Below are 20942 nucleotides of genomic sequence, written 5' to 3'. Positions count from 1 at the left end.
CGTGTATGGAAGTATTCATCATTTGGGCCCCATCAGATCATATACAGCCGCCTCGACATCATCCTTGCGCATGAGATGCTCACCTACGAGAATACCATGAACACCGGCCTGGACCAGAGGTACTGTTGATTCTGGTCCGTCAATACCACTTTCGCTAATCAAGGTAACGCCACTTGGAATCAATTCCATCAAATCCAGTGTTGTGTTCAGACTAGTTTCGAATGTTTTCAAATTACGATTATTGATGCCCACAAGGGTTGCCTGCGGAATCTCCAATACCTGCTCCAGTTCTGTTCGATCGTGGACTTCAATCAAGGCATCCAGCCCCAAACTTTTGGCAAATTCCAGATATTGACGAATCTGTTCAGGTGTCAGAATGCTGGCAATCAACAGTATCGCATCCGCACCCAGTAATCTTGCCTCGGCAATCTGTCGTTCATCTATAATAAAATCCTTGCGCAATAGCGGAATGTTCACTGCTTGATGGATAGCCTGCAAGTACTCGTTGCTGCCTTGAAAATACGACACATCTGTTAATACGGAGATGCAGTCTGCACCCGCTCGCTCATAAGCAGCAGCAATCTCTACCGGATGAAAATCCGGACGAATTAACCCTTTGGATGGCGAAGCTTTCTTCACTTCAGCAATAAGGCCAAGTTTGCGATTGCGTCCGCTCGATAGTGCTTGTTCAAACCCCCGGGTTGCGGGTAGTTGTTCAATTTTTTGGATAGCTTCATCCATGCGAAATGTCTGTGCCAGAACTTCAACTTCTTTATGTTTGGTTGCAACGATTCGATCAAGATACATGACTGTACGCCTCCGTTGTATGAATTAACTGTTCAAGCTTCCCGGCAGCTTTGCCCGAATCTACCGCTTCTGCGGCAAGTGTCACCCCTTCAGCAATGCTATCTGCAAGACCGGACACATAGATGCACGCTCCGGCGTTCAACAGAACGACATCACGGTAGGCACTTTGCTCACCCTGGAAGATCCTCTTAATAATTTCGGCATTCTGTGCCGCATCTCCTCCAAGTACCGCTTCGAGCGGATGAAGAGACAAACCCATATCACGTGGATCAATATCATAGGTGTGCACTTCACCATTACGAAGTTCAGATACCTGAGTCGGCGCCGAGATACTGATTTCATCCAGACCATCATGGCTGGCCACGACCAACGCTCTTTTGAGACCAAGACGATTCAGTACTTCAGCAATCATCGGCGTCCGGGAACGATCATATAGGCCAAGCAATTGGCGATCTGCTCCCGCAGGATTGGTTAATGGTCCCAGCATATTGAAAATGGTACGAACACCCAGCTCTTTTCTTGGTCCTGCCGCATGTCGCATGGAAGGGTGATATACCTGGGCAAAACAGAAACAAATTCCGATATCATCCAGACATTGTCTGGCCTGCTCCCCGTTCAGATGGATATTTACACCGAGTGCCTCTAATACATCTGCACTACCAGCTTTACCGGTAGCTGAACGATTGCCATGTTTGGCGACCCGAACCGAGACGGCTGAAGCAATAATGGCGGATGCTGTGGAAATGTTGAATTTGTGAATACCCGATCCACCTGTTCCACAAGTGTCCAGCAAGCCGCTGCCATCCGTTAGAATTCGTCCGCCCTGACCACGCATGGCTTCAGCAAAACCGGTGATCTCATCTACCGTTTCACCCTTCATCCGCAGCGCCATCAGCAAACCTCCGATTTGAGCCGGCGTTGCCTCACCTCTCATGATCGAGTACATCAAATCTCTTGCTTCGGCTTGCTCCAGATGGCTGCCCTCCAAAATCTTCGCCAGGCCATTCTTCATGCCTTCCTCACGAGTAATCTCAGCAATGGGGGTTACAGGGTTCTCATTCATTATTGGGTTTATGTTCATCTCCGGTCTCTCCTCTCTCAGTTCTTAGCGGACGCTGGTGTGACAAAGTAGTCTGCATTCGCCAGTCTCAACGTGCTGTCCTTTTCTTTGGCAGGAAACATTGCTTCTGCTGTTCGAATCGCCTTGAGCAATGCTTTAGCTTTGTTAACTGTTTCCTCATATTCATTCTCAGGCACAGAATCCCATACGATACCCGCTCCGGCCTGTACATATGCTTTTCCTTTTTTGAAAATAATCGTACGAATCGTAATACAGGAGTCCATGTTACCTGAGAAACCCAGGTATCCGATTGCTCCGGCATAAGCACCACGTGCCTCTTTCTCCAGTTCCGCGATAATCTCCATTGCACGCAGTTTCGGTGCTCCGGATACGGTACCCGCTGGCAAGCATGAGAGAAACGCATCGAAGAAATCCTTGTCTTCTCTAAGCTCGCCCGTAACGTTGGATACCATGTGCATAACGTGAGAATACCGTTCAATCTCCATGAACATGTCACACTTCACACTGCCGAAACTGGATACCCGGCCCAGATCGTTACGACCCAGATCAACCAGCATCAGATGCTCCGCGCGTTCCTTCTCATCCTGGAGCAGATCAGCAGCGAGTGCACGATCTTCCGCTTCTGTTGCCCCCCTTGGACGTGTACCTGCAATCGGTCGTGTCTCCACACGATTCCCGTCCACCTTGACCAGCGCTTCAGGCGAAGTACCCACGATAATCTCATCATCCATTTTGAGGTAGTACATATAAGGTGATGGATTCAGGGTCCGGAGCACACGATACACGTGCAGCGGAGAAACTTCCGTATCAATGTGGAAACGCTGGGACAATACCACTTGAAAAATATCACCTGCGCGAATGTAATCTTTGGCTTGCTCCACATTACCGATAAATTGCTCCTTCGTGAGGTTGGAGCGAATATTCCCCAGTTCCACGTCTCCCGGAATAGAACGCGGATTCAGGTTCTCCCCTGGTCCTTGCTGCTGCAAACGTTCTGCGGCCTGCTCCAGCTTCTCCGAAGTCACTGCATACGCTTGACGTATCTCGTCATCCGTTGCACCGTCCTTGACGTGTACATTACCGACGAGCAGCATCTGCTGCTTCACATGGTCAAACACGATAATCTGGTCACAGAACATAAAGCGAATGTCATCCATATTCAGGTCATCCAGCGCGTGTGCTGGAAGCTTCTCATAATAGGACAGCAGATCATATCCGAAGAAACCAATTGCCCCACCTGTGAATGGTGGCAGTTCATCATCTTTTGGGCTGCGGTACTTACGCAGCAGTGCTTTCAGTTCTTCAATCGGTTTGCCTGGCAATTCACGGGTCTTCCCTGCTTCTTCTACAACGATCCGACCCTTCTTGGCCGAAATCATCAGGAACGGATCTGTACCGATGAACGAGTATCTCGCCCATTGGATACCCCCCTCTACACTTTCCAACAGGAATGCCCGGTCGTTGTCAGCATAACGGCGGAATATACGAATCGGAGTCTCCATATCTGCCAGAATCCGTTTGACTACCGGAATCAGATTATACTCATTCGACATTTTCAGTACTTGATTAACGTTTGGCGTTATCATCAGATCACGTCCTTTCAGATTTAGGTAGAAGAAAAGGTTACATTATACGAAGAAAAAACCTCTACCATCAGGTAGAGGTTTGGTTATAAGCTGTATTTAACAGGGTGATGCTTCATAAATAACAAGTCCCTATACTTCGCTGTCGGATTATTCACAGGTCGCTGAATTGATGCATCTCACATCATCCAAATCGGGAAAATATATCAGTTATAACACTTCAACTACTCATTCCAATATTTCGTAAAATATAGGAGAGTGCATTGATTGTGTTTGTACCAAAATATATCAAAACAAAAGATGTCCTATGACACGTTTGTTTTCCCTGTTCCTGTTACCTATTCCGTAGCACGACGTACCGTGAATCAGTTGACCGGTTTCTGTTGCCCCGGTTACCACCCACTGGACTCTGCTATATACTCCACTAGCTCAGCTGCTCTCAGCTCAATCTCAACTCTACTCAACTGGTTCTCACTATACATCATTATGATCGGTTTGACAACCCACTACTTAAGAGCCGGAAGGTGCTGCCAAATCCGGACGTAATGCCTGTGCACCGTTCAGATACACATGGTTGATTTCATTCTGAGCTTTGTTTGTATTGACATGCACCATGAAACGAATGCACTGCGCCAAGGCACCTTTAACAGGAACCTCCAGTGCACACATTAGTGGTACGAGTTCCCAACCATCCAGTTGACGAATAGCTTTTGCCGGGAAAGCAGCATCCAGATCCCCAGTTAACGTAATCCACACACTGCAGATATCTTCCGGTTGGATCTCATTGCGATCCACGATCTCCTGCAACAATACAGCCGTTTCCTTCAAAATCTGTTCTTCGTTGTTCTGCGCGACTGTTGTAGCCCCGCGAATTCCCCGTGTGACCATTGCTGTCATTCTCCCTTCCTGAGCATTTCAATGACGTCCCGAACTGCCGACACAGGTACGTCCTTCACAATTCTGGCAGCCCCAATCCGATCAGGAATGATAAACACCATATGACCTTCACGGAACTTTTTGTCATGCATCATCGCTTCCATTAATGCATCCGTGTCGAGATGTGCAGGCATCGTTGTTGGAAGGCGAAGTGAACGCAACATGCGGACCGTATCTTCATAGAGCCCCGCTGGCGCACCAAGCTTCTCTCCAAGCAATGCTGATCCAGCCATACCGATCGAGATCGCTTCTCCGTGCAGGAATTCTCCATAACCGGCAATCGCTTCAATGGCATGACCAATCGTATGTCCCAGGTTCAACAACGCACGTTCTCCATTTTCCCGTTCGTCTCTGGATACAATCTCTGCCTTAATGCCACACCCTCGCTCCAAGCCGTATCCCAATGCTTCCGGATTAAGCGCAAGCAGTTCTTCCGCATGTTCCTCACACCAATGTGCAAAAGTCTCATCACGGATTAGTCCATGCTTCAACATCTCTGACAACCCTGCCGAAACATCTCGCGGCGGCAAGGATTGAAGTGTGTCCACATCATAGAGCACTAGCTCGGGCTGGTGGAATGCACCGATCATATTTTTGGCCAGCGGATGATTGACAGCCACCTTGCCGCCTACACTGCTGTCATGCGCCAAAATCGTTGTAGGTACTTGAACAAACTTGATTCCACGCATATATGTAGCGGCAACAAAGCCAGCCAGATCACCTACGACACCACCACCTAAGGCCAGAATCGCAGAACTCCGATCCAGTCTGCCTTCGATCGCAACGGTCATCATATCCTGGTACACCGAAAGGGATTTCGATGTTTCACCAGAGGGCACAACCGCCGATACGACTGTATAACCAGCCGTACGTAGCGTTTGCTCCAAACCTGACAAGTATTTGGGAGCCACATTTTCATCTGTAATGATGAGTAGCGGACTTTTTTTGGTCAACCCATATTGCTCAAAATATTGAGGGGCTTGTGCCAATAGACCGCTGCCAATCAGAATCGGATATGAGCGTTCCTCCAACTGTACCGTCAGCTGACGCATATTAGTAATTCTCCAGTTGGGCGTTATAACTAGCAACATTAGCACGGATTTCTTCCATGGAATCCCCGCCGAATTTCTCCAGGAATGCTTTGGCAATTTCCCACGCTACAACATGCTCCATAACGACACTCGCTGCTGGTACAGCACAAGCATCCGAGCGCTCAACCTGAGCCGTAAATGCTTCTTTTGTATCAATATCAACACTTTGCAGTGGCTTATACAACGTTGGGATCGGCTTCATCACACCACGTACAACTACTGGCATACCGTTCGTCATACCACCTTCGAATCCACCCAGACGGTTGGTTGCCCGGTGGTAGCCGCGCTCGTCCGTATGCATGATTTCATCATGCACCTGTGATCCCCGAATGACTCCGGCTTCGAATCCGATACCAATCTCTACACCTTTGAATGCATTAATGGACATTACGCCTTGAGCGATTCGTGCATCCAGCTTGCGATCGTATTGAACATAACTACCAAGACCAATAGGTACACCTTCAACGATACATTCCACTATTCCTCCGATGGAATCGCCTTCTTGTTTAATCTGGTCGATGTAGGCTTCCATCTTCTTCTCTGTCTCAGCATCCGTAACACGCACAGAGGAAGCTTCTGTCACTGCGATCAGTTCATCAATCGGAAGGTCCTGATAAGGAGCTTCGATCTCTCCAATACGAAGTACACGTCCAGCTACCTTGATTCCGAATTCAGCCAGGAATTGACGTGCAATGGCACCACATGCCACACGTACCGTTGTCTCACGTGCACTGGAGCGCTCCAGTACGTTACGCAAGTCTTTGAGATTATACTTGAGTCCACCGTTCAGATCAGCGTGTCCGGGACGTGGACGATGAACGCGACGTTTCTCTTCGTCACTGCCTTCGATCGGCTCAATATTCATAATATTCTGCCAATGTTTCCAGTCGTTATTTTGAACAACCAGCGCTACCGGAGCACCTGTTGTATATCCGTGACGGATACCACCAACAAAATTCGCCTGATCCTTCTCGATCTGCATCCGGCGTCCACGGCCATATCCCTTTTGGCGGCGGTGAAGCTGGAAATTCAGTTCTTCAAAGTCAATCGTCAAATTACTTGGCAATCCTTCAATAATAGCGGTCAATTGGGGTCCGTGCGTCTCCCCTGCGGTTAAATAGCGTAAACTCATAATACGTTCCCCCTTTAAACTGTTAAACTTCACATTGCTAAAATCCCATAATTTCTTTGCTTATTATAGTATAGCTGACCAGCTTTGACAAGAAAGTCGGCTCTTTCTTGTACTTGGTATACAAATAACCGCCTGAACACATGTACATGTGCTTCAGACGGCTCAACAACCATTATCATTATTTTTTCCGATAGAAGAATGTCTCTGCTGTCTCCAAACCATATTGTCCCGGGGAGAAGATCTGCTCCGTACTGCCCACAAACAAAATACCGCCTGGACGCAAACTTGCTGCAAATTTGTGATACAACAGGTTTTTGGCTTCCTCAGTAAAATAGATCATGACATTTCGGCACACAATCAGATCGTACCCATCGTCAAAACGGTCCAACAGCAAATTTTGTTTCATGAACTTGATCGAATTTTTGAGTTGCTCATCAATACGGTATACCAAGCCATCCTGCTTGAAGTAACGGTTCGCCGTTTCCCTTGGCACATCCTTAAGTGAGCGTTCCATATAACGCCCTTCCTTGGCTTTGGCCAATGCACCTTCATCCAGATCACTTGCCGTAATGGAGCTCTCCTTCAAAATGCCCATCGTGTCCAGAATCATGGCGAGTGTATAAGGTTCTTCACCTGTTGAACAGGCTGCACTCCAAACCTTAGCACGACGCTTGGATCCTAGCAGCTCAGGCAGAATCTCGTCCCGCAGCACTTCCCAACGATTGGGATTACGCCAGAATTCCGACACGTTAATCGTCATACGATCAAGGAATTCGTAGAACAATGATTTATCTTTCTGCATAGCTTCAAAAAAGTTAGAAAATGTATGAAACCCGTTTTTGTTGCGAAGTGTGGTCAGCCTTCTTTTCATCTGGCCTTCCTTGTATTGAGCAAGATCAATGCCTGTGCTCTCTTTGATTTTACGAATGAATCCGGTGTAATCCGGGTCTAGTAGTTGTTCTTGCTCCAGCATCGTGTATCACCCTTTTGGCTAATAATTACAACCAGGCTGCGATGCTCTTGTCGTATACCACCAGTTCATCTGAAGCAAAGAAATTTGCTGCTTCACGGGAAGCACTTTCCGGTGAATCTGCCCCATGAATCAGATTATGTGGTGTATGGCTGGCGAAGTCTCCGCGAATGGTACCCGGAGCTGCTTCCTTCACATTGGTTTTTCCGATGACGATGCGCGCAAGTGCCACAATATCGTCGCCTTCCCACACCATGGCAAATACGGGCCCAGATGTGATAAAACGAACCAAATCATCGAAAAACGGTTTGCCCTCATGTTCAGCATAATGGCGTTTTGCCTGATCCTCAGACATCTGCACCAATTTGCCTGCCACCAACTTAAATCCTTTGTCTTCCAGACGGCTAATAATTCGACCGATCAATCCACGCTGCACACCATCCGGCTTCACCATCAAAAATGTACGATCCATCAGCTCACTCCTCACTCACGGTTCAAAGTTAATCACTATGTAAACGCAATCCCTCTGATTGTAACATACATGTCCAAATCCTCCCAATGAGGAATCTCACAGTTCTGTTCATCTTTGGGTATGAGCAATCGAGATTTGAAGGTCATACAAAGTTTAATGCGTACGTTTAACCACAAAATGAGCGATATCACGCAGGTTTTTGGTCGTCTTGATGTTAGGTAGCTGATCGAGAGCATCGAGCGCTTTCTTCATATATCGGTCAGCAAGGGCTTCTGCTTTAGCAATTCCTTGACTTTGTCGAATCATTCCAATTGCATCCGATGCACTTGCCCGTCCTTCTTCATGCTGGACACGGGAAATCTCCTTAAGCAAAGGTTCCCGCAGATCAGATTCTTCCAAGGCATAAAGTACAGGAAGAGTGATATTCCCTTGCTTCATGTCACTGCCAGGTGGCTTGCCAAGTTGTTTCTCAGTACCTACCAGATCAAGTACATCATCTTGAATCTGGAAAGCCATCCCCACATTGTATCCGTACGTATACAGCAGGGAAGATACATGCTCAGGCGCACGTGTAGCCAATGCCCCTAACTGACAGCTAACCGCAATCAGAAGTGCTGTTTTGCGGCGAATCCGCAGCAGATAGTTACGAACACTTTGTCCCGTATTGAAAAAGTCGCGAATTTGCTCCATCTCACCAATGGACATCTGTACCATAGCTTTGGCAAGGATACGATGAATAGCTGGATCGGATAATCCGGCAGTCATTTCAAGTGCCTTACCGTAGATATAGTCTCCTGTGTACATGGCAATCCGATTATCCCATTTTGACTTCACCGTGGGTTTGCCTCGGCGTGTCTCCGCATTATCAATGACATCATCGTGAACGAGGGATGCCGAATGAATGAGTTCCAGCGGAACCGCAACCAACTTCAGACGTTCAATGTCGTATGTACCAAATTTCCCACCAAGTAACACAAAAACGGGCCGCAACCGTTTTCCTCCTGCTTTGAGCAAATGAAGTGACGTTTCACTCAGCAGCTTCTGTTCTCCTCGAACACTGCGATACAACTCTTTCTCAATGTAATCCATGTCCTTTTTTAACAACCCGAAAATATCCAATAGTTTCATTCGTTCACCCGTATCAGCGTATTGTCAGTCCATAAATTCATGCTTACCTTCCCCTCCAGCAAGTCGGGCCTGCAGGCATTACGAAAAACCCGGCTTACCGTTCTTGCTTGTGTTTTGCTATAAGGTAATCTAACGTGTTTTTCTTCTCCGAATGTCATAGCCGACACCCGAAAATTAAACTCTGCGACTTGTTCTGAAACAAAATACAGAAGTTGCCGGAGCATGGGTCAAGACTGTGGTTCATGAAGACTCACCATCAGTGCTCACCAATACCCCGGGATTCGGGGGACAAATAAACCGAGCAACACTTTGGCAAAAAACAGCCTTGTATCGAACTCAGTCGTTATCCCCGTTCATCCGGTTCTCCCCATCTTGTAAACAGTTGATGTGGGATGCGCAAGCTATCCAGCACTTTCCCCACCAAAAACAGAATCAACTCATCCATAGTCTGAGGTTTGTAATAAAAAGCAGGCATAGCCGGTATCATTCGTACACCAAGACGAGAAAGCTTCAGCATGTTCTCCAGATGGATTGCATGAAGAGGCGTCTCACGTGGTACGAGGATCAATGTTCTTCCCTCTTTCATCATAACATCGGCTGCGCGAGACATCAGATTATCCGACGATCCCTGCGCGATGGACGAAAGAGTTCCCATCGAACATGGCATGATAATCATGCCGTCGGCCAGATAAGAACCACTTGCAATGGAGGCCCCTATATCACTCACAGGATGATAGATCAGAGAACCGGCACGGTTGCCGAATTTTTCTTCCAGCACCGCGTCCCGATTCGTCACATCCCAGTCCAATTCTTCTTTCAGTACACGCCACCCTGCATTGGATATGACCAGATGAACGTTATATTCCAAATCAAGCAGCGTTTCAATTAATCGGATGCCATATATACTGCCACTCGCTCCGGTAATTCCGACAACCAGTCGTTTATTGTCCGGCTGCTGTACCATTTATTTCACCGCCAGATCAATCAGAGTGAACGTAAATACAATTAAACTAAGCAAACTGTTCATGGTAAAGAATGCCGTTTGGACACGGCTCATATCATTAGGCGACACAATATAGTGTTGATAGAACAGAATTCCATACGTCACCAACATGCCTGCGCCATACCACCAGCTCAGATCTGTCATCAACAATAACGCAAGAAAACCAACTGCAGTAATCACATGGAAAAACTTGGCGATCTGCAATGATTTAACGAGGCCAAAACGGGAAGGTATGGAGTGAAGACCCTCTCCCTCATCGAATTCCAGATCCTGACATGCATAGATAATATCAAAGCCTGCGGTCCAGAACACAATCGTAACGTACAGCACAATCGCTGTCCAATCCATCGTTCCTGTTACAGCTACCCAGCCACCAAGTGGTGCCAAACCAATCGTCATTCCGAGAACAATGTGACATAACCATGTGAATCGTTTGGTGTACGAATACAGTACCAACATAAACACAGCAATAGGTAACAGCTGCATCGATAATACATTAAGATTGGATGAGGCCCAGAATAACAATATAAATGAGATAATGACAAATATAACAACTTCCCCATTTTTCAACAGTCCTGCCGGGATGGCTCTCATCGCGGTACGCGGGTTTTTGCTATCAATCGCTTGGTCAATAATTCGGTTCAAACCAAAAGCCGCACTACGTGCGCCGACCATCGCAAGCAATACCCACATGATCTGCATCCAGCTTGGGAAGGTATCATTCACTACCATGGAGCCGAGGATCGCCCCCATAAATGCAAAAGGTAAAGCAAAAAGCGTGTGTTCAATCTTGATCATTTCTAAAAAGATGCGAATTTTCCTAAACATGCTGATTCTCCTTGGTTCCAATATGCAGTGCCGCGATACCTCCGGTCAGAGGGTAGGCCTGCACTTGCTGTAATCCAGTTTCTGCAAAAATGTCTGCCAGTTCCTGCCTTCCCGGGAAAATGGCCAGTGAGTCCGGCAGCCATTTGTACTGCTCAAAACTTTTAGCAAACACTTTGGCAAGATTCGGTAAAACCTTCTCAAAATAAAAATAATAAATGCCTTTGAACGGCTGCCATGTTGGCTTGGACAATTCCAGACACACAACCATACCACCGGGTTTGACTACACGTTTCATCTCAGACAACACTTGTCTGAGATCAGGTACATTACGCAGCCCGAACCCGATCGTCACATAATCAAACGAATTGTCTTCATAAGGAAGTGACATGGCATTTCCCTGTGTCAGGGTAATCTGCTTTTGACGTTGCACCGCATTGATCTTTGTCTGGCCGACCTCCAGCATGTTGCTACTGAAATCAAGTCCGTGCATGTGCCCCGTTTCACTTGCCTCTGCCATAGCAAGCGTCCAGTCACATGTGCCGCAGCACAAATCAAGACCGGTATCACCTTTGGACATATTCATCTTTTTCATGGTGAATTTACGCCAAGCCTTATGCCTGCGGAAACTTAGGATATCATTCATGACATCATATTTTCCGGCTATACTCTGAAAAACCGAATGGACATATTCTTCTTTCGGTTTGGTCTCTCCGCTCCCCATTCGTCTGTCTCCCCCTCAATCTTCCCTTACTGCCGCATGTGAAGGCTGCAAATATGCCAAGTAAGGCTCTAGAATTGCATGTATCTCATGCAAGCCCATTCGCCCTTCCTCGTCTTGCAACAACAGTTGAATGCGGTGTGTACACTCGCGAAGCTTGTCCAGCAAAACCTCGCCAACCCTATGCTTCAGCACCATAGTGTTCCATGCACGCGCATCCGGTTCAGACTGACGCAACACACTGCGCTCATCGTCATTACCATGCTCGTATATGTGCCAATATGCATAGCTGTGAAGATATTGTTTTGCGTCATTCATCCGCTTCAGTTCTTCCACGATCGTTTCGCAGGAGCTGAATTCGGTCAACAGGCTGTTCCATAATGACTCTTCGTTATGTTGAATCATGCCTGTAAATGAAAGAAACAGCTGCATCCTCAGCTGTACCGTTTCACGCAAGTATTCGTCAGCCGAAACGAGAAGCTTCTTCATCCGTTCATACAGCGTCATCTTGCGTGCGTTCACTCCGGATACAGCACCACTGAGTTTGCCAATCATTTCAATTCTGCCCGCTTGGGCAAGCAATTGATAAAAACGGCTACTTAAATAATCCCCGGCGAGTACATTCAACTGACGCGAACGCATCTCCTGCTCTTTCCGCTCACCGGAAATGGTATCGATTCGATCATGCGTATCCATGGCCAACTGAACGAGCGAAGTTGCAAGAGCATATAACTCTTGATGCACCTTTTCGTCTGTGCGGCCCACAAATACCTGCAACAGACGTGCCCGGCTATCCGGAAATGATGGGATTTCCGTATGTTGTCGAATCATGTCGTAATCCGTATATTTCTTTGCTAGTTGGGGTACGCGATATGAATTCATTCTCAGCCTCCGAGCCTTAACATTGTTAAACCATTTCTGCACTACAATCTTATATATTATAGCATATGTTGAACGGGCACGCACTGAATCCTGCTATTCTATTACCCCTGACTTGTCATTTCGAATTGCTTCTTCCAGAGTTCGGTCTCCATCAAATGAAACCAGTCCTTCAATTCATCTGAAAAGGCCGCACTTTTCCAGTTCCGCAATGTTTCAATCGCATACAGAGGCCACTCTCCACGCCGAATATCAGCAGCAAGTAACAGATGTCGTTTATGCATCCATTCATCTTCTGCCATCACGCGCAGCAGCACCTGATCCACGTTATCCAGACTCCGAAAGCCCAGATCCGCCACAGCTGCCATGTTCTCATAGATTTCAGTGTAACTTGTACCCGTTCCTTTAACTTTGAGGTCCAGTCTCAAAATGGACTGTTTCCATTCCACTCTTGCAATGGGCGTTGATAGTTGCATGGAGCTTAGCACATCAACCAGATTGTCATTCGTTAGCTGAACTGGATGATGTGATGCAGAGGCAGGCTGTACGTTGTCCCCGCCCCATGTACGCATATGTAAGGTTTGTATCGCAACAAGCAGAAAGACCGCCGCAACCGTTGCCAGCATTGAAGCAGTAACAATCATCCGCGGTTTCATATACGCCTCCCTGCCTTTACCTGTTAGTGTAGTCTGTCCGGTAAAGGCTCATACCTCATTGTACAATGAAAAAAAGCAGGCTATGCCTGCAATCTTCATTTGAATGTATTCAATCTGTCCATTACTCCGATTCAATCTGTCCATGCTTAGTAATCAGCGTGGCTTTGCCCCGGATTTTAATAGCTGAAGTATGGGTGGTAAATTGGGCAAACATCACTTCACCTTTGTCCAATTTTTCGGTGTGGTGAAAACGTGTATCCTGACCTCGGGTTAATCCGATCACCTGGACACCATTTTCCTCTGCCTTAATTACAATATAATCATTGCCGGTTGGATGATCCATCACGCATGTCCCCTTCTTTAGTTCGATAGCGTTAATGATGATTAAGATTGTTTCATTTGTCAACCTGCGCCTTATACGAATGAACAGCAAGAATCATCGTTAAAGGGCAAAAGAAAAGGCCGTGAACAAGTCACGGTCTTTTTGTCGACATATGGAATATGTAGAAATCTTATTTAATTCCGTCTTTGAGCGCTTTACCTGGTTTGAATGCAGGAATTTTGCTCGCAGGAATTTCGATTTCTTCACCTGTTTGCGGGTTGCGTCCTTTACGTGCAGAGCGCTCGCGAACTTCGAAGTTCCCAAAACCAACCAATTGTACTTTATCTCCGCTTTGAAGAGCCTCAGCGATGGCTTCGAATACGGCATCAACCGCTTTCGTTACATCTTTCTTGGACAATTCAGTCGCTTCAGATACGTGTGTAATCAAGTCTGATTTGTTCATTTGTTTTTCACCTCCTGTATCAATGTCCTGAATGTTATACTGTGTTTCCGTTTTATAGCGAAATATACGTTCATACGCAAAAAATCTACGTACATCTTGAGCGCTGAACACAAATCTCCGCCTGCGGTCAACAGTCATTTTCGGCAGAATGTCGTCTGAAACCACGGGCATTTCAGACGCCGAACAAATTTCATACTAATACAGACAGCCCACAATTTCAAGTCCGGTTGCGGTTTAAGACGTAAAATGTAACCGCCAGGGCAAGCACGAGAACCCCACCTTTTACAATATCATGTGTGAAATACTGTACGTTCATCATCGTTAAACCGTTCACAAGTACACCAATCAGAACCGAACCAATGAAGGTTCCGATGACATTGGGTTTACCCGCACCAAACACAGAGAAACCGACAAATACTGCAGCTACGGATTCCATTAACAACGGTGATCCCGCATCAATTTGCCCAGATCCTACTTTGGAGGCATAGATGATACCCCCGATTGCTGCAAACACTCCAGCGGCTACATAGGCGAGTGTACGCACCTTTTTCACCTTGATTCCAGACAACCGTGCAGCTTCCTCATTACCACCTGTAATGTACATCTGGCGCCCATATTTCGTATACGTCAAAAAGATATGCACACCTATTACCGCAATAAGTAGCATGATAACCGATATCGGCATACCAAGCCATTTCCCCTGCCCTATAAGCAGGAATGTCGGGTCCATCTCTCCCGCAGCTTTGCTCCCATCAGGGAACTGCATGTGATTGTAAATGGTATATCCCTGTGCATACGTTTTGTGAATACCTCCGATGATGTACATCGTGGCAAGGGTTGCGAGCAAATCCGGAATACGCAATTTTACGATCAGCAAAGCGTTCAATAAACCAATAACAGCCCCGATAATCAGTGGCACGATAATGACGATCGCCAGTGGTTGTTGATACCAAATCATTAACGAAGCAGTAACGACGGTAGTTAATGAGACAGTCGCCCCAACCGAGAGATCAAATCCATCAACAATGAGAGATAACGTAACACCGATCGCTACAAAAGTAACGATAGAGATCGAGCCCAAAATATCGGTCAAGTTACTGTACGTAAAGAAATAAGGCAATTTAATGCCGAAAAATGCGATAACACCTATGATGACAATAATCGCCCCGTAACGGAACGCAAAATCCAGTGATTTATCCTTCATGATTGCACCTCTTGTCCACCGCTTGCATAGTATAGCAGCTGTTCTTGGTTAGTCTCGCCTCGTTTGAACTCTTTTACGATAACACCTTCGCACATGACAGCGATTCGGTCACCAATTCCCATGCCTTCATCCAGTTCACAGGTGAAATAGATTACACCCTTGCCCGCCAAAGCCAGTTCATTAATGATGCGGAAAATGTCACTTTTTGCCCCAATATCTACGCCTTTGGTTGGCTCATCAAATATAAATACATCTGCATCCGCATTAAGCCATTTACCAATGGCTACCTTCTGCTGATTACCACCGCTTAGATATTTCACTTCCTGTTTCACGGACGATGTTTTAATTCCAAGCTGTTTCACCAATGACTCTGCGTTTAGACGTTCCCGCTTACGGCTTACGAAACCTAATGTACTAAGACGACTTAGCAAATGTAGACTTAAATTCCGTTCCACGTTCTCCTGAATCAGGATTCCTTGTTTACGTCGCTCCTCCGGTACAGAAACAATCCCCAGAGCCGCCGCATCCGCAGGCTGAGACAGGCGGAGATTACGGTTGTTAAGCCGGATCTCGCCTCCCTCCAGCCGATCTGCACCAATCAGCAAACGAGAGCTTTCCGTTTTACCCGCGCCTACCAGCCCCACCACAGCGAGGACTTCACCTCGTCGTACAGAGAGGTTAACACCTTTAACCTTCACTCCACGACGAAGCCCACGTGCCTCCAAAAGCAGTTCCCCCACGGGCGCTTCCGTCTTCGGAAACTCTTCTTCAAACGGCTTGCCCAGCATCTGTGTGACCAAGTCGTTAATTGTCAGTCCTTTTGCTTCACCAGTAAATACATGTTGCCCATCTCTCATGACCGTAACGCGATCACAGTGACCTGTCACTTCAGCAAGGCGATGGGTAATGAAAATGCAGGCAACACCCCGCTCCTTCAGGAGATGAACAATCCGGAAAAATGCATCCGTCTCTTCCTGGCTCAGCGGTGCAGTCGGTTCATCAAAAATGATGACTTTGGCATCCTGAATCAAAATCCGTGCCAGCAAAATCATCTGTTTTTCTGCAAGTGTCAGATCGGCCACTTTTTGGTGAACGGATATGTCCGCCCCTAATTGCTTCAATGCCTCAACCGCGCGTTGTTGCAGCTTCCGTGGACTTTTCCACCAACCCCCGGCAGATGAAGCCAGCTGATCCAACATGATGTTCTCCGCAGCCGTCAGCTGTGGCACCAGTGCCGCATCCACTTCCTGATAGACACAATGAATCCCACTTGCCTTTGCGTCTCCAGGAGAACTTAAATGAAGCGCTTGTCCACTCAATTGAATCGTCCCCTGATCCAATGGATAGGCACCAGACAAAATTTTCATTAACGTGCTTTTACCGGCACCATTGGCACCCAGCAGCGCATGAATCTCCCCACCTTTTACAGAGAAATCCACATCCTTCAGTGCAGGAATACCTGAAAACTGCTTGTGGATATGTTCCATTTGAAGCAGTATCGGTGCAGTGCTCATGATGTTAACCTCCAATCGTTCCCATACGGGAGTATACCATTTCTCATCCAGACTCGCTCATCTTCATTATGGTAGAAAAAGCGCGCCTTGCGGCGCGCTTCCCATACGCTGCTTATTTAGCAGTAATTCCGTATTCACTCATCCAGTCCTTGATTCCTTGTGTGCTACCACCCCAACCTTCAACGAACTCTGACAGCTCCGAAGTGGAGATTTGTTTATCTGGCAAAGCTTCACGTTGAACATAGACCGGGTTAAGGACAACTGCATCTTCCGTCTCGTCCCCGTTCAGTTTTTGATAAGCATAACGCACTTGGACGCGACCAATATCCGTTGGGTCCACAGCCGCAGAAGCAACCCAAGGATTTTTCGGGTCCTGAATCATTTGCAGGTCCTCGTCACTCATATCAATACCATACACTTTGATCTCATCACGTCCAGCTTGTTGAATCGCGCGCGCTGCACCTTTGGCGAACTCATCCCATGCAGTCCATACAGCTGTAATCTCACCTTTTGGATACTGCTTGAGAATAGCTTCCATTTTGGCTTGTGTATCCAGCGCCGGGTTCTGAGCAGAACCGAATGTAGCTATTTCCTTGATGTCCGGATTTGCTTTCATGAATTCACCGTATGCAATCTGACGGCGTTCCATCGGTGCGAAACCAGCTACCCATACTTTGACAATATTGCCTTGTCCATTGATATCTTTTTTCATTTGCTCCAGTGTCAGTTCAGCCATCTTCTGGTCATCCTGCGACAGGACTGTAGCTCCTGGAACACTGATAGCTGCGTCAAACACGACCACTGGAATATCCTGTTCTACTGCCTTCTTCACGCCTGGCTCTAATAGGGAATCACCGTGATCCGTGAGAATGGCATCGAACTTCTGGTTAATAGCGCTATCAAGCAAGGATACCATCTTTGCTTTGTCATTATCGGCAACAAACGTTGTCAGTTCTCCACCGAATTTTTCGATTTCTTCTTTTACACCTTGTACATATTGCTGCGAGAAAGTACCTGTATTAAACTCCATAATAAGTGCGATCCGCTTGCCGCTTAGAGGGCCTGTAACTGCTTCCGTTTTTGGTGTATCATCCGATGCACCCGAAGCCGGATTGGCTGCCGGTTCTTTTTTGATTCCGCAAGCGGACAGCGCCAATGTAAATACTAATAACACACTCAACCATACCCATTTAGTCTCTTTTCGTTTCATCTCTGTATCCCCCTGTCCACTCTCTGTGATCTCGATCACAATAGTTGAATATTAATATAACGGCTAATCCCTAGTATGTAAATGGGTTTTAGCAATTTAAAGCTAAAACTCGCTAAGTTTTTTCGAAAGTACTATTCTTCCTATCCATTTCATCCAAAATAAAGAAATCACGTAAAAAAGACCGCGAGGGGATGCCCCCTTACGGTCTTTTGATGTCTTACAGAATGATAGCGATCAAGCCACCTGAACCTTCGTTAATGATTCTTCCCAGTGTCTCTTGCAATTTGTACCTTGCATTATCCGGCATCATGGCAATCTTGCCCTGAATCCCCTCTCGCACAATGGAGTGCAGTGAGCGACCAAACATGTCTGAATCCCATACCTTGATAGGATCGTTCTCGAAGTCCTGCATCAGATATCTCACCAGTTCCTCACTCTGCTTCTCTGTGCCGATGATTGGAGCGAACTCCGATTCCACATCAACCCGGATCATGTGAATGGACGGTGCCGTTGCTTTCAGGCGTACGCCAAATTTGGTGCCCTGACGAATGAGCTCAGGTTCATCCAGAGCCATCTCGGCAAGAGATGGCGCAGCAATGCCGTATCCGGTCGTTTTGACCATCTCCAGCGCTTCTGCGAAGCGGTCGTATTCTCTCTTCGCATGTGAGAATTCCTGCATCAATTGCAGCAGATGATCCTTACCGCGAATCTCGATGCCAACCACTTCCACGAGAATCTGATCATACAGTTCATCCGGCGCGTACAGGTCAATCTCGGCTACACCCTGCCCCATATTCATGCCACTCAGGCCTGCGCGATCAATGAATTCATATTCCATGAACTGAGCGACAACCCGATCCACGTCACGAAGTCTGCGAATATCCTTAACGGTATCCCGTACGGAATTTTCGTAGTTGCTACGCAGCCAGTGAGTCTCATTGAGCACCATAACCCAACTCGGCAAGTTTACATTCACTTCATGTACTGGGAACTCATAGAGCACTTCACGAAGTACACCCGTCACATCATCTTCCGTCATGGTTGCTGCACTGAGTGTCATCACCGGAATGTCGTATTTGGCAGCAAGCTCACTGCGCAATTGCAGGGCTTCTTCACTGCGAGGACGAGTGGAGTTGATGACCAGGACAAACGGTTTACCCACTTCTTTTAATTCCGCAATGACCCGTTCTTCGGATTCCACATAGGAACTGCGGGCAATTTCGGCGATTGTGCCGTCTGTTGTTACCACAACACCCAGTGTGGAATGCTCCTGAATGACTTTGCGAGTACCAATCTCGGCAGCTTCCTGGAACGGAATTGGTTCCTCGAACCAAGGCGTGGAGATCATGCGTGGACCATTCTCATCCTCGTATCCCTTGGCTCCTTCCACCGCGTAACCTACACAATCCACAAGGCGCACATTGACATCGAGTCCTTCTGCCACCTTAATCTGGACTGCGTTATTTGGTACGAATTTTGGTTCGGTGGTCATGATGGTTTTACCTGCTGCACTCTGTGGAAGTTCATCCACTGCACGGGCACGATCAGCCTCGCTTGCGATGTTAGGCAATACGATCGTTTCCATGAATCGTTTAATAAATGTTGATTTTCCCGTCCGGACTGCGCCGACAACCCCGAGATAAATATCCCCTCCGGTCCGCTCAGCTATGTCCTTAAAAATGTCCACTTTCTCCAATGAAATCCCCTCCCTAAATTACTCCGAAGGAAAAATGCTAAAGAGCATCCGCTTCGTTTTTTCAATCAGAAGACTGAAATCCCTGCAACGGTAGAGCCGCCTTTGTGAGTGCCCGGAAGTCGTCCGCCGCCGAACGTTGCATTCTGATGAAACCGGCGAGAGCGGCGTTAACTCGTACATGCAATTGGACTAGTATCATCTTATGTATCCGTATGCGGCAATATGACGCGTATTTTTGTTTTTTTATCTTATGGTGATGACATTAGGAGAATCCCCCGATCTCGGACTGCGCGTCTTTATTTCAATCTACTTTATGTGCTCCGTGAAGCTTTTATGACGGTTATTGCTCATACTGACAAAAGAAAAAAGAGATATCCCTTATTTGGAATATCTCTTTTTGAACCATTAGTGCCAAGGTGGTCATACAGCTAGAATCATATGGATGACAACGACAACCATGCTTATTTTATTGGCTGGGCAACTGGCGCATTATTTTTCCAAGCGTAGAAAACGGATTTTACAGGTACGAAGTAGGAGTGTTCCAACAGAAAATCCCGAACATCTTCAGTCTCTGCTGGAGACACGTCAGACTTTTCCACTGCCTGCATAATATCAAAAGCATAATCTACATAGACCTTGCCTTCGTCATCCATCATAAAAGGTAAGGCCTGACCTGAATATACACTATTCAGCGTAATGGAAGGAGTACCTGCCTGAGCAGCCTGCTCCATATCCACAGCATATAACCCCGGATACAGTTCTTCCCCGCTTGGCAGCTTATTGTTATGTACGGACTTATATTGATTAACCATTCGTTGCACATCGTTTACTTTCTGTACAGTCAGAAGATCCATCACTTTAATGGTCGGATTCACTTCTTCGTCCTGAATAAGGAAGTAAGCGCTCCCACCACTTTCAAAAGCAGTCCCCGGTATTTCATCCAGATACCCCAGTTGTTTCAACTTGGGCAGATCCACTCTGAACTTTTCATATTTTGGTGTTTCCATATCTGCATTGATGATTGGCAAAATTCCCTCATCTTGCTGGAATGCCTCGACCGCACTCTGGATACGGCTCACGCTTTCCCGATAGGCTATCTTAGGGTCCGAATTGCTCTGGGATGGATACATACAACCACTTGCTGTAAAAGCAAACAACAGGAATAACAGCAGACCGCCCGTTTGATGTTTCAGACGCTGCCGTCCGCTTCCTTCCACACATTTTGGCTTGTTCCTAATCATTCGTGTCC

General features: G+C 46.9%; 21 protein-coding genes. All 21 read right to left on the bottom strand.

Annotated features, from left to right (window positions below; translation table 11 throughout):
• Nucleotides 1-18: 18 nt before the first annotated feature.
• The gene (gene trpC, locus D829_RS0104810) at nt 19-807 is read right to left on the bottom strand and encodes an indole-3-glycerol phosphate synthase TrpC (RefSeq protein ID WP_017687712.1); all 789 of its coding nucleotides are present in this window, start codon (nt 805-807) and stop codon (nt 19-21) included.
• Complete coding sequence (trpD, locus tag D829_RS0104805; RefSeq protein WP_026081001.1) at nt 797-1837, bottom strand: anthranilate phosphoribosyltransferase; 1041 nt, start codon at nt 1835-1837, stop codon at nt 797-799. The genes trpC and trpD overlap by 11 nt, the downstream gene beginning before the upstream one ends.
• 68 nt (nt 1838-1905) lie before the next feature.
• Nucleotides 1906-3474: an anthranilate synthase component I gene (gene trpE, locus D829_RS0104800; protein ID WP_017687710.1), complete on the bottom strand. Its 1569-nt coding sequence runs from the start codon at nt 3472-3474 to the stop codon at nt 1906-1908.
• Nucleotides 3475-3981: 507 nt separating this feature from the next.
• Entirely contained in the window at nt 3982-4359 is a 378-nt protein-coding gene (aroH, locus tag D829_RS0104795) for a chorismate mutase (protein ID WP_026081000.1), read from the bottom strand.
• Nucleotides 4360-4364: 5 nt separating this feature from the next.
• The gene (gene aroB, locus D829_RS0104790; RefSeq protein ID WP_017687708.1) at nt 4365-5459 is read right to left on the bottom strand and encodes a 3-dehydroquinate synthase; all 1095 of its coding nucleotides are present in this window, start codon (nt 5457-5459) and stop codon (nt 4365-4367) included.
• Nucleotide 5460: 1 nt separating this feature from the next.
• Nucleotides 5461-6630, bottom strand: coding sequence for a chorismate synthase (gene aroC / locus D829_RS0104785; RefSeq protein ID WP_017687707.1), 1170 nt, complete (start codon nt 6628-6630; stop codon nt 5461-5463).
• A gap of 178 nt (nt 6631-6808) precedes the next feature.
• Nucleotides 6809-7603 (bottom strand): protein-glutamate O-methyltransferase CheR, encoded by a 795-nt coding sequence (locus tag D829_RS0104775; protein WP_017687705.1) that lies wholly within the window; start codon nt 7601-7603, stop codon nt 6809-6811.
• A 25-nt stretch (nt 7604-7628) separates the two neighbouring features.
• A complete protein-coding gene (gene ndk, locus D829_RS0104770; RefSeq protein ID WP_017687704.1) occupies nt 7629-8072 on the bottom strand; it encodes a nucleoside-diphosphate kinase in 444 nt (147 codons plus the stop codon).
• A 153-nt stretch (nt 8073-8225) separates the two neighbouring features.
• The gene (locus tag D829_RS0104765; protein WP_017687703.1) at nt 8226-9200 is read right to left on the bottom strand and encodes a polyprenyl synthetase family protein; all 975 of its coding nucleotides are present in this window, start codon (nt 9198-9200) and stop codon (nt 8226-8228) included.
• 343 nt (nt 9201-9543) lie between these two features.
• Nucleotides 9544-10164, bottom strand: coding sequence for a flavin prenyltransferase UbiX (locus D829_RS0104760; protein WP_017687702.1), 621 nt, complete (start codon nt 10162-10164; stop codon nt 9544-9546).
• The gene (locus D829_RS0104755) at nt 10165-11031 is read right to left on the bottom strand and encodes a UbiA-like polyprenyltransferase (protein WP_017687701.1); all 867 of its coding nucleotides are present in this window, start codon (nt 11029-11031) and stop codon (nt 10165-10167) included. It lies immediately after the preceding gene.
• Nucleotides 11024-11752 (bottom strand): demethylmenaquinone methyltransferase, encoded by a 729-nt coding sequence (locus D829_RS0104750; RefSeq protein ID WP_017687700.1) that lies wholly within the window; start codon nt 11750-11752, stop codon nt 11024-11026. Before D829_RS0104750 ends, D829_RS0104755 begins: the two co-directional genes overlap by 8 nt.
• A gap of 15 nt (nt 11753-11767) precedes the next feature.
• The gene (locus D829_RS0104745) at nt 11768-12631 is read right to left on the bottom strand and encodes a heptaprenyl diphosphate synthase component 1 (RefSeq protein ID WP_017687699.1); all 864 of its coding nucleotides are present in this window, start codon (nt 12629-12631) and stop codon (nt 11768-11770) included.
• 101 nt (nt 12632-12732) lie between these two features.
• Entirely contained in the window at nt 12733-13284 is a 552-nt protein-coding gene (locus tag D829_RS0104740; protein ID WP_017687698.1) for a hypothetical protein, read from the bottom strand.
• Between the two features lie 121 nt (nt 13285-13405).
• Nucleotides 13406-13627, bottom strand: coding sequence for a trp RNA-binding attenuation protein MtrB (gene mtrB / locus D829_RS0104735; protein WP_017687697.1), 222 nt, complete (start codon nt 13625-13627; stop codon nt 13406-13408).
• A gap of 169 nt (nt 13628-13796) precedes the next feature.
• Nucleotides 13797-14069 (bottom strand): HU family DNA-binding protein, encoded by a 273-nt coding sequence (locus tag D829_RS0104730; protein ID WP_026080999.1) that lies wholly within the window; start codon nt 14067-14069, stop codon nt 13797-13799.
• 217 nt (nt 14070-14286) lie between these two features.
• A complete protein-coding gene (locus D829_RS0104725; protein WP_017687695.1) occupies nt 14287-15273 on the bottom strand; it encodes an ABC transporter permease in 987 nt (328 codons plus the stop codon).
• The gene (locus tag D829_RS0104720; protein WP_017687694.1) at nt 15270-16787 is read right to left on the bottom strand and encodes a sugar ABC transporter ATP-binding protein; all 1518 of its coding nucleotides are present in this window, start codon (nt 16785-16787) and stop codon (nt 15270-15272) included. The genes D829_RS0104725 and D829_RS0104720 overlap by 4 nt, the downstream gene beginning before the upstream one ends.
• A 112-nt stretch (nt 16788-16899) precedes the next feature.
• On the bottom strand, nt 16900-17997 hold the full coding sequence (locus D829_RS0104715) for a sugar ABC transporter substrate-binding protein (RefSeq protein WP_017687693.1): 1098 nt from the start codon (nt 17995-17997) through the stop codon (nt 16900-16902).
• A gap of 217 nt (nt 17998-18214) precedes the next feature.
• On the bottom strand, nt 18215-19693 hold the full coding sequence (gene spoIVA, locus D829_RS0104710; RefSeq protein WP_017687692.1) for a stage IV sporulation protein A: 1479 nt from the start codon (nt 19691-19693) through the stop codon (nt 18215-18217).
• Between the two features lie 461 nt (nt 19694-20154).
• The gene (locus D829_RS0104705; protein WP_017687691.1) at nt 20155-20934 is read right to left on the bottom strand and encodes a hypothetical protein; all 780 of its coding nucleotides are present in this window, start codon (nt 20932-20934) and stop codon (nt 20155-20157) included.
• Nucleotides 20935-20942: the final 8 nt, after the last annotated feature.

The sequence above is a fragment of the Paenibacillus sp. PAMC 26794 genome (genome assembly GCF_000316035.1).
Taxonomy (GTDB): Bacteria; Bacillota; Bacilli; order Paenibacillales; family Paenibacillaceae; genus Paenibacillus.
The sequence above is the reverse complement of the archived record's forward strand: the minus strand, read 5'-3'. Positions and strand labels throughout refer to the sequence as shown.

What these genes read in the sequence shown, in the direction of transcription:
- trpE (WP_017687710.1), bottom strand. Translation starts at nt 3,474, where the DNA reads ATGATAACGCCAAACGTTAATCAAGTACTGAAAATGTCGAATGAGTAT.
- D829_RS0104725 (WP_017687695.1), bottom strand. Translation starts at nt 15,273, where the DNA reads ATGAAGGATAAATCACTGGATTTTGCGTTCCGTTACGGGGCGATTATT.
- D829_RS0104760 (WP_017687702.1), bottom strand. Translation starts at nt 10,164, where the DNA reads ATGGTACAGCAGCCGGACAATAAACGACTGGTTGTCGGAATTACCGGA.
- aroH (WP_026081000.1), bottom strand. Translation starts at nt 4,359, where the DNA reads ATGGTCACACGGGGAATTCGCGGGGCTACAACAGTCGCGCAGAACAAC.
- ndk (WP_017687704.1), bottom strand. Translation starts at nt 8,072, where the DNA reads ATGGATCGTACATTTTTGATGGTGAAGCCGGATGGTGTGCAGCGTGGA.
- D829_RS0104745 (WP_017687699.1), bottom strand. Translation starts at nt 12,631, where the DNA reads ATGAATTCATATCGCGTACCCCAACTAGCAAAGAAATATACGGATTAC.
- D829_RS0104715 (WP_017687693.1), bottom strand. Translation starts at nt 17,997, where the DNA reads ATGAAACGAAAAGAGACTAAATGGGTATGGTTGAGTGTGTTATTAGTA.
- D829_RS0104775 (WP_017687705.1), bottom strand. Translation starts at nt 7,603, where the DNA reads ATGCTGGAGCAAGAACAACTACTAGACCCGGATTACACCGGATTCATT.
- aroC (WP_017687707.1), bottom strand. Translation starts at nt 6,630, where the DNA reads ATGAGTTTACGCTATTTAACCGCAGGGGAGACGCACGGACCCCAATTG.
- trpC (WP_017687712.1), bottom strand. Translation starts at nt 807, where the DNA reads ATGTATCTTGATCGAATCGTTGCAACCAAACATAAAGAAGTTGAAGTT.
- D829_RS0104720 (WP_017687694.1), bottom strand. Translation starts at nt 16,787, where the DNA reads ATGAGCACTGCACCGATACTGCTTCAAATGGAACATATCCACAAGCAG.
- D829_RS0104755 (WP_017687701.1), bottom strand. Translation starts at nt 11,031, where the DNA reads ATGTTTAGGAAAATTCGCATCTTTTTAGAAATGATCAAGATTGAACAC.
- aroB (WP_017687708.1), bottom strand. Translation starts at nt 5,459, where the DNA reads ATGCGTCAGCTGACGGTACAGTTGGAGGAACGCTCATATCCGATTCTG.
- mtrB (WP_017687697.1), bottom strand. Translation starts at nt 13,627, where the DNA reads ATGGATCATCCAACCGGCAATGATTATATTGTAATTAAGGCAGAGGAA.
- D829_RS0104765 (WP_017687703.1), bottom strand. Translation starts at nt 9,200, where the DNA reads ATGAAACTATTGGATATTTTCGGGTTGTTAAAAAAGGACATGGATTAC.
- D829_RS0104705 (WP_017687691.1), bottom strand. Translation starts at nt 20,934, where the DNA reads ATGATTAGGAACAAGCCAAAATGTGTGGAAGGAAGCGGACGGCAGCGT.
- D829_RS0104750 (WP_017687700.1), bottom strand. Translation starts at nt 11,752, where the DNA reads ATGGGGAGCGGAGAGACCAAACCGAAAGAAGAATATGTCCATTCGGTT.
- D829_RS0104730 (WP_026080999.1), bottom strand. Translation starts at nt 14,069, where the DNA reads ATGAACAAATCAGACTTGATTACACACGTATCTGAAGCGACTGAATTG.
- D829_RS0104740 (WP_017687698.1), bottom strand. Translation starts at nt 13,284, where the DNA reads ATGAAACCGCGGATGATTGTTACTGCTTCAATGCTGGCAACGGTTGCG.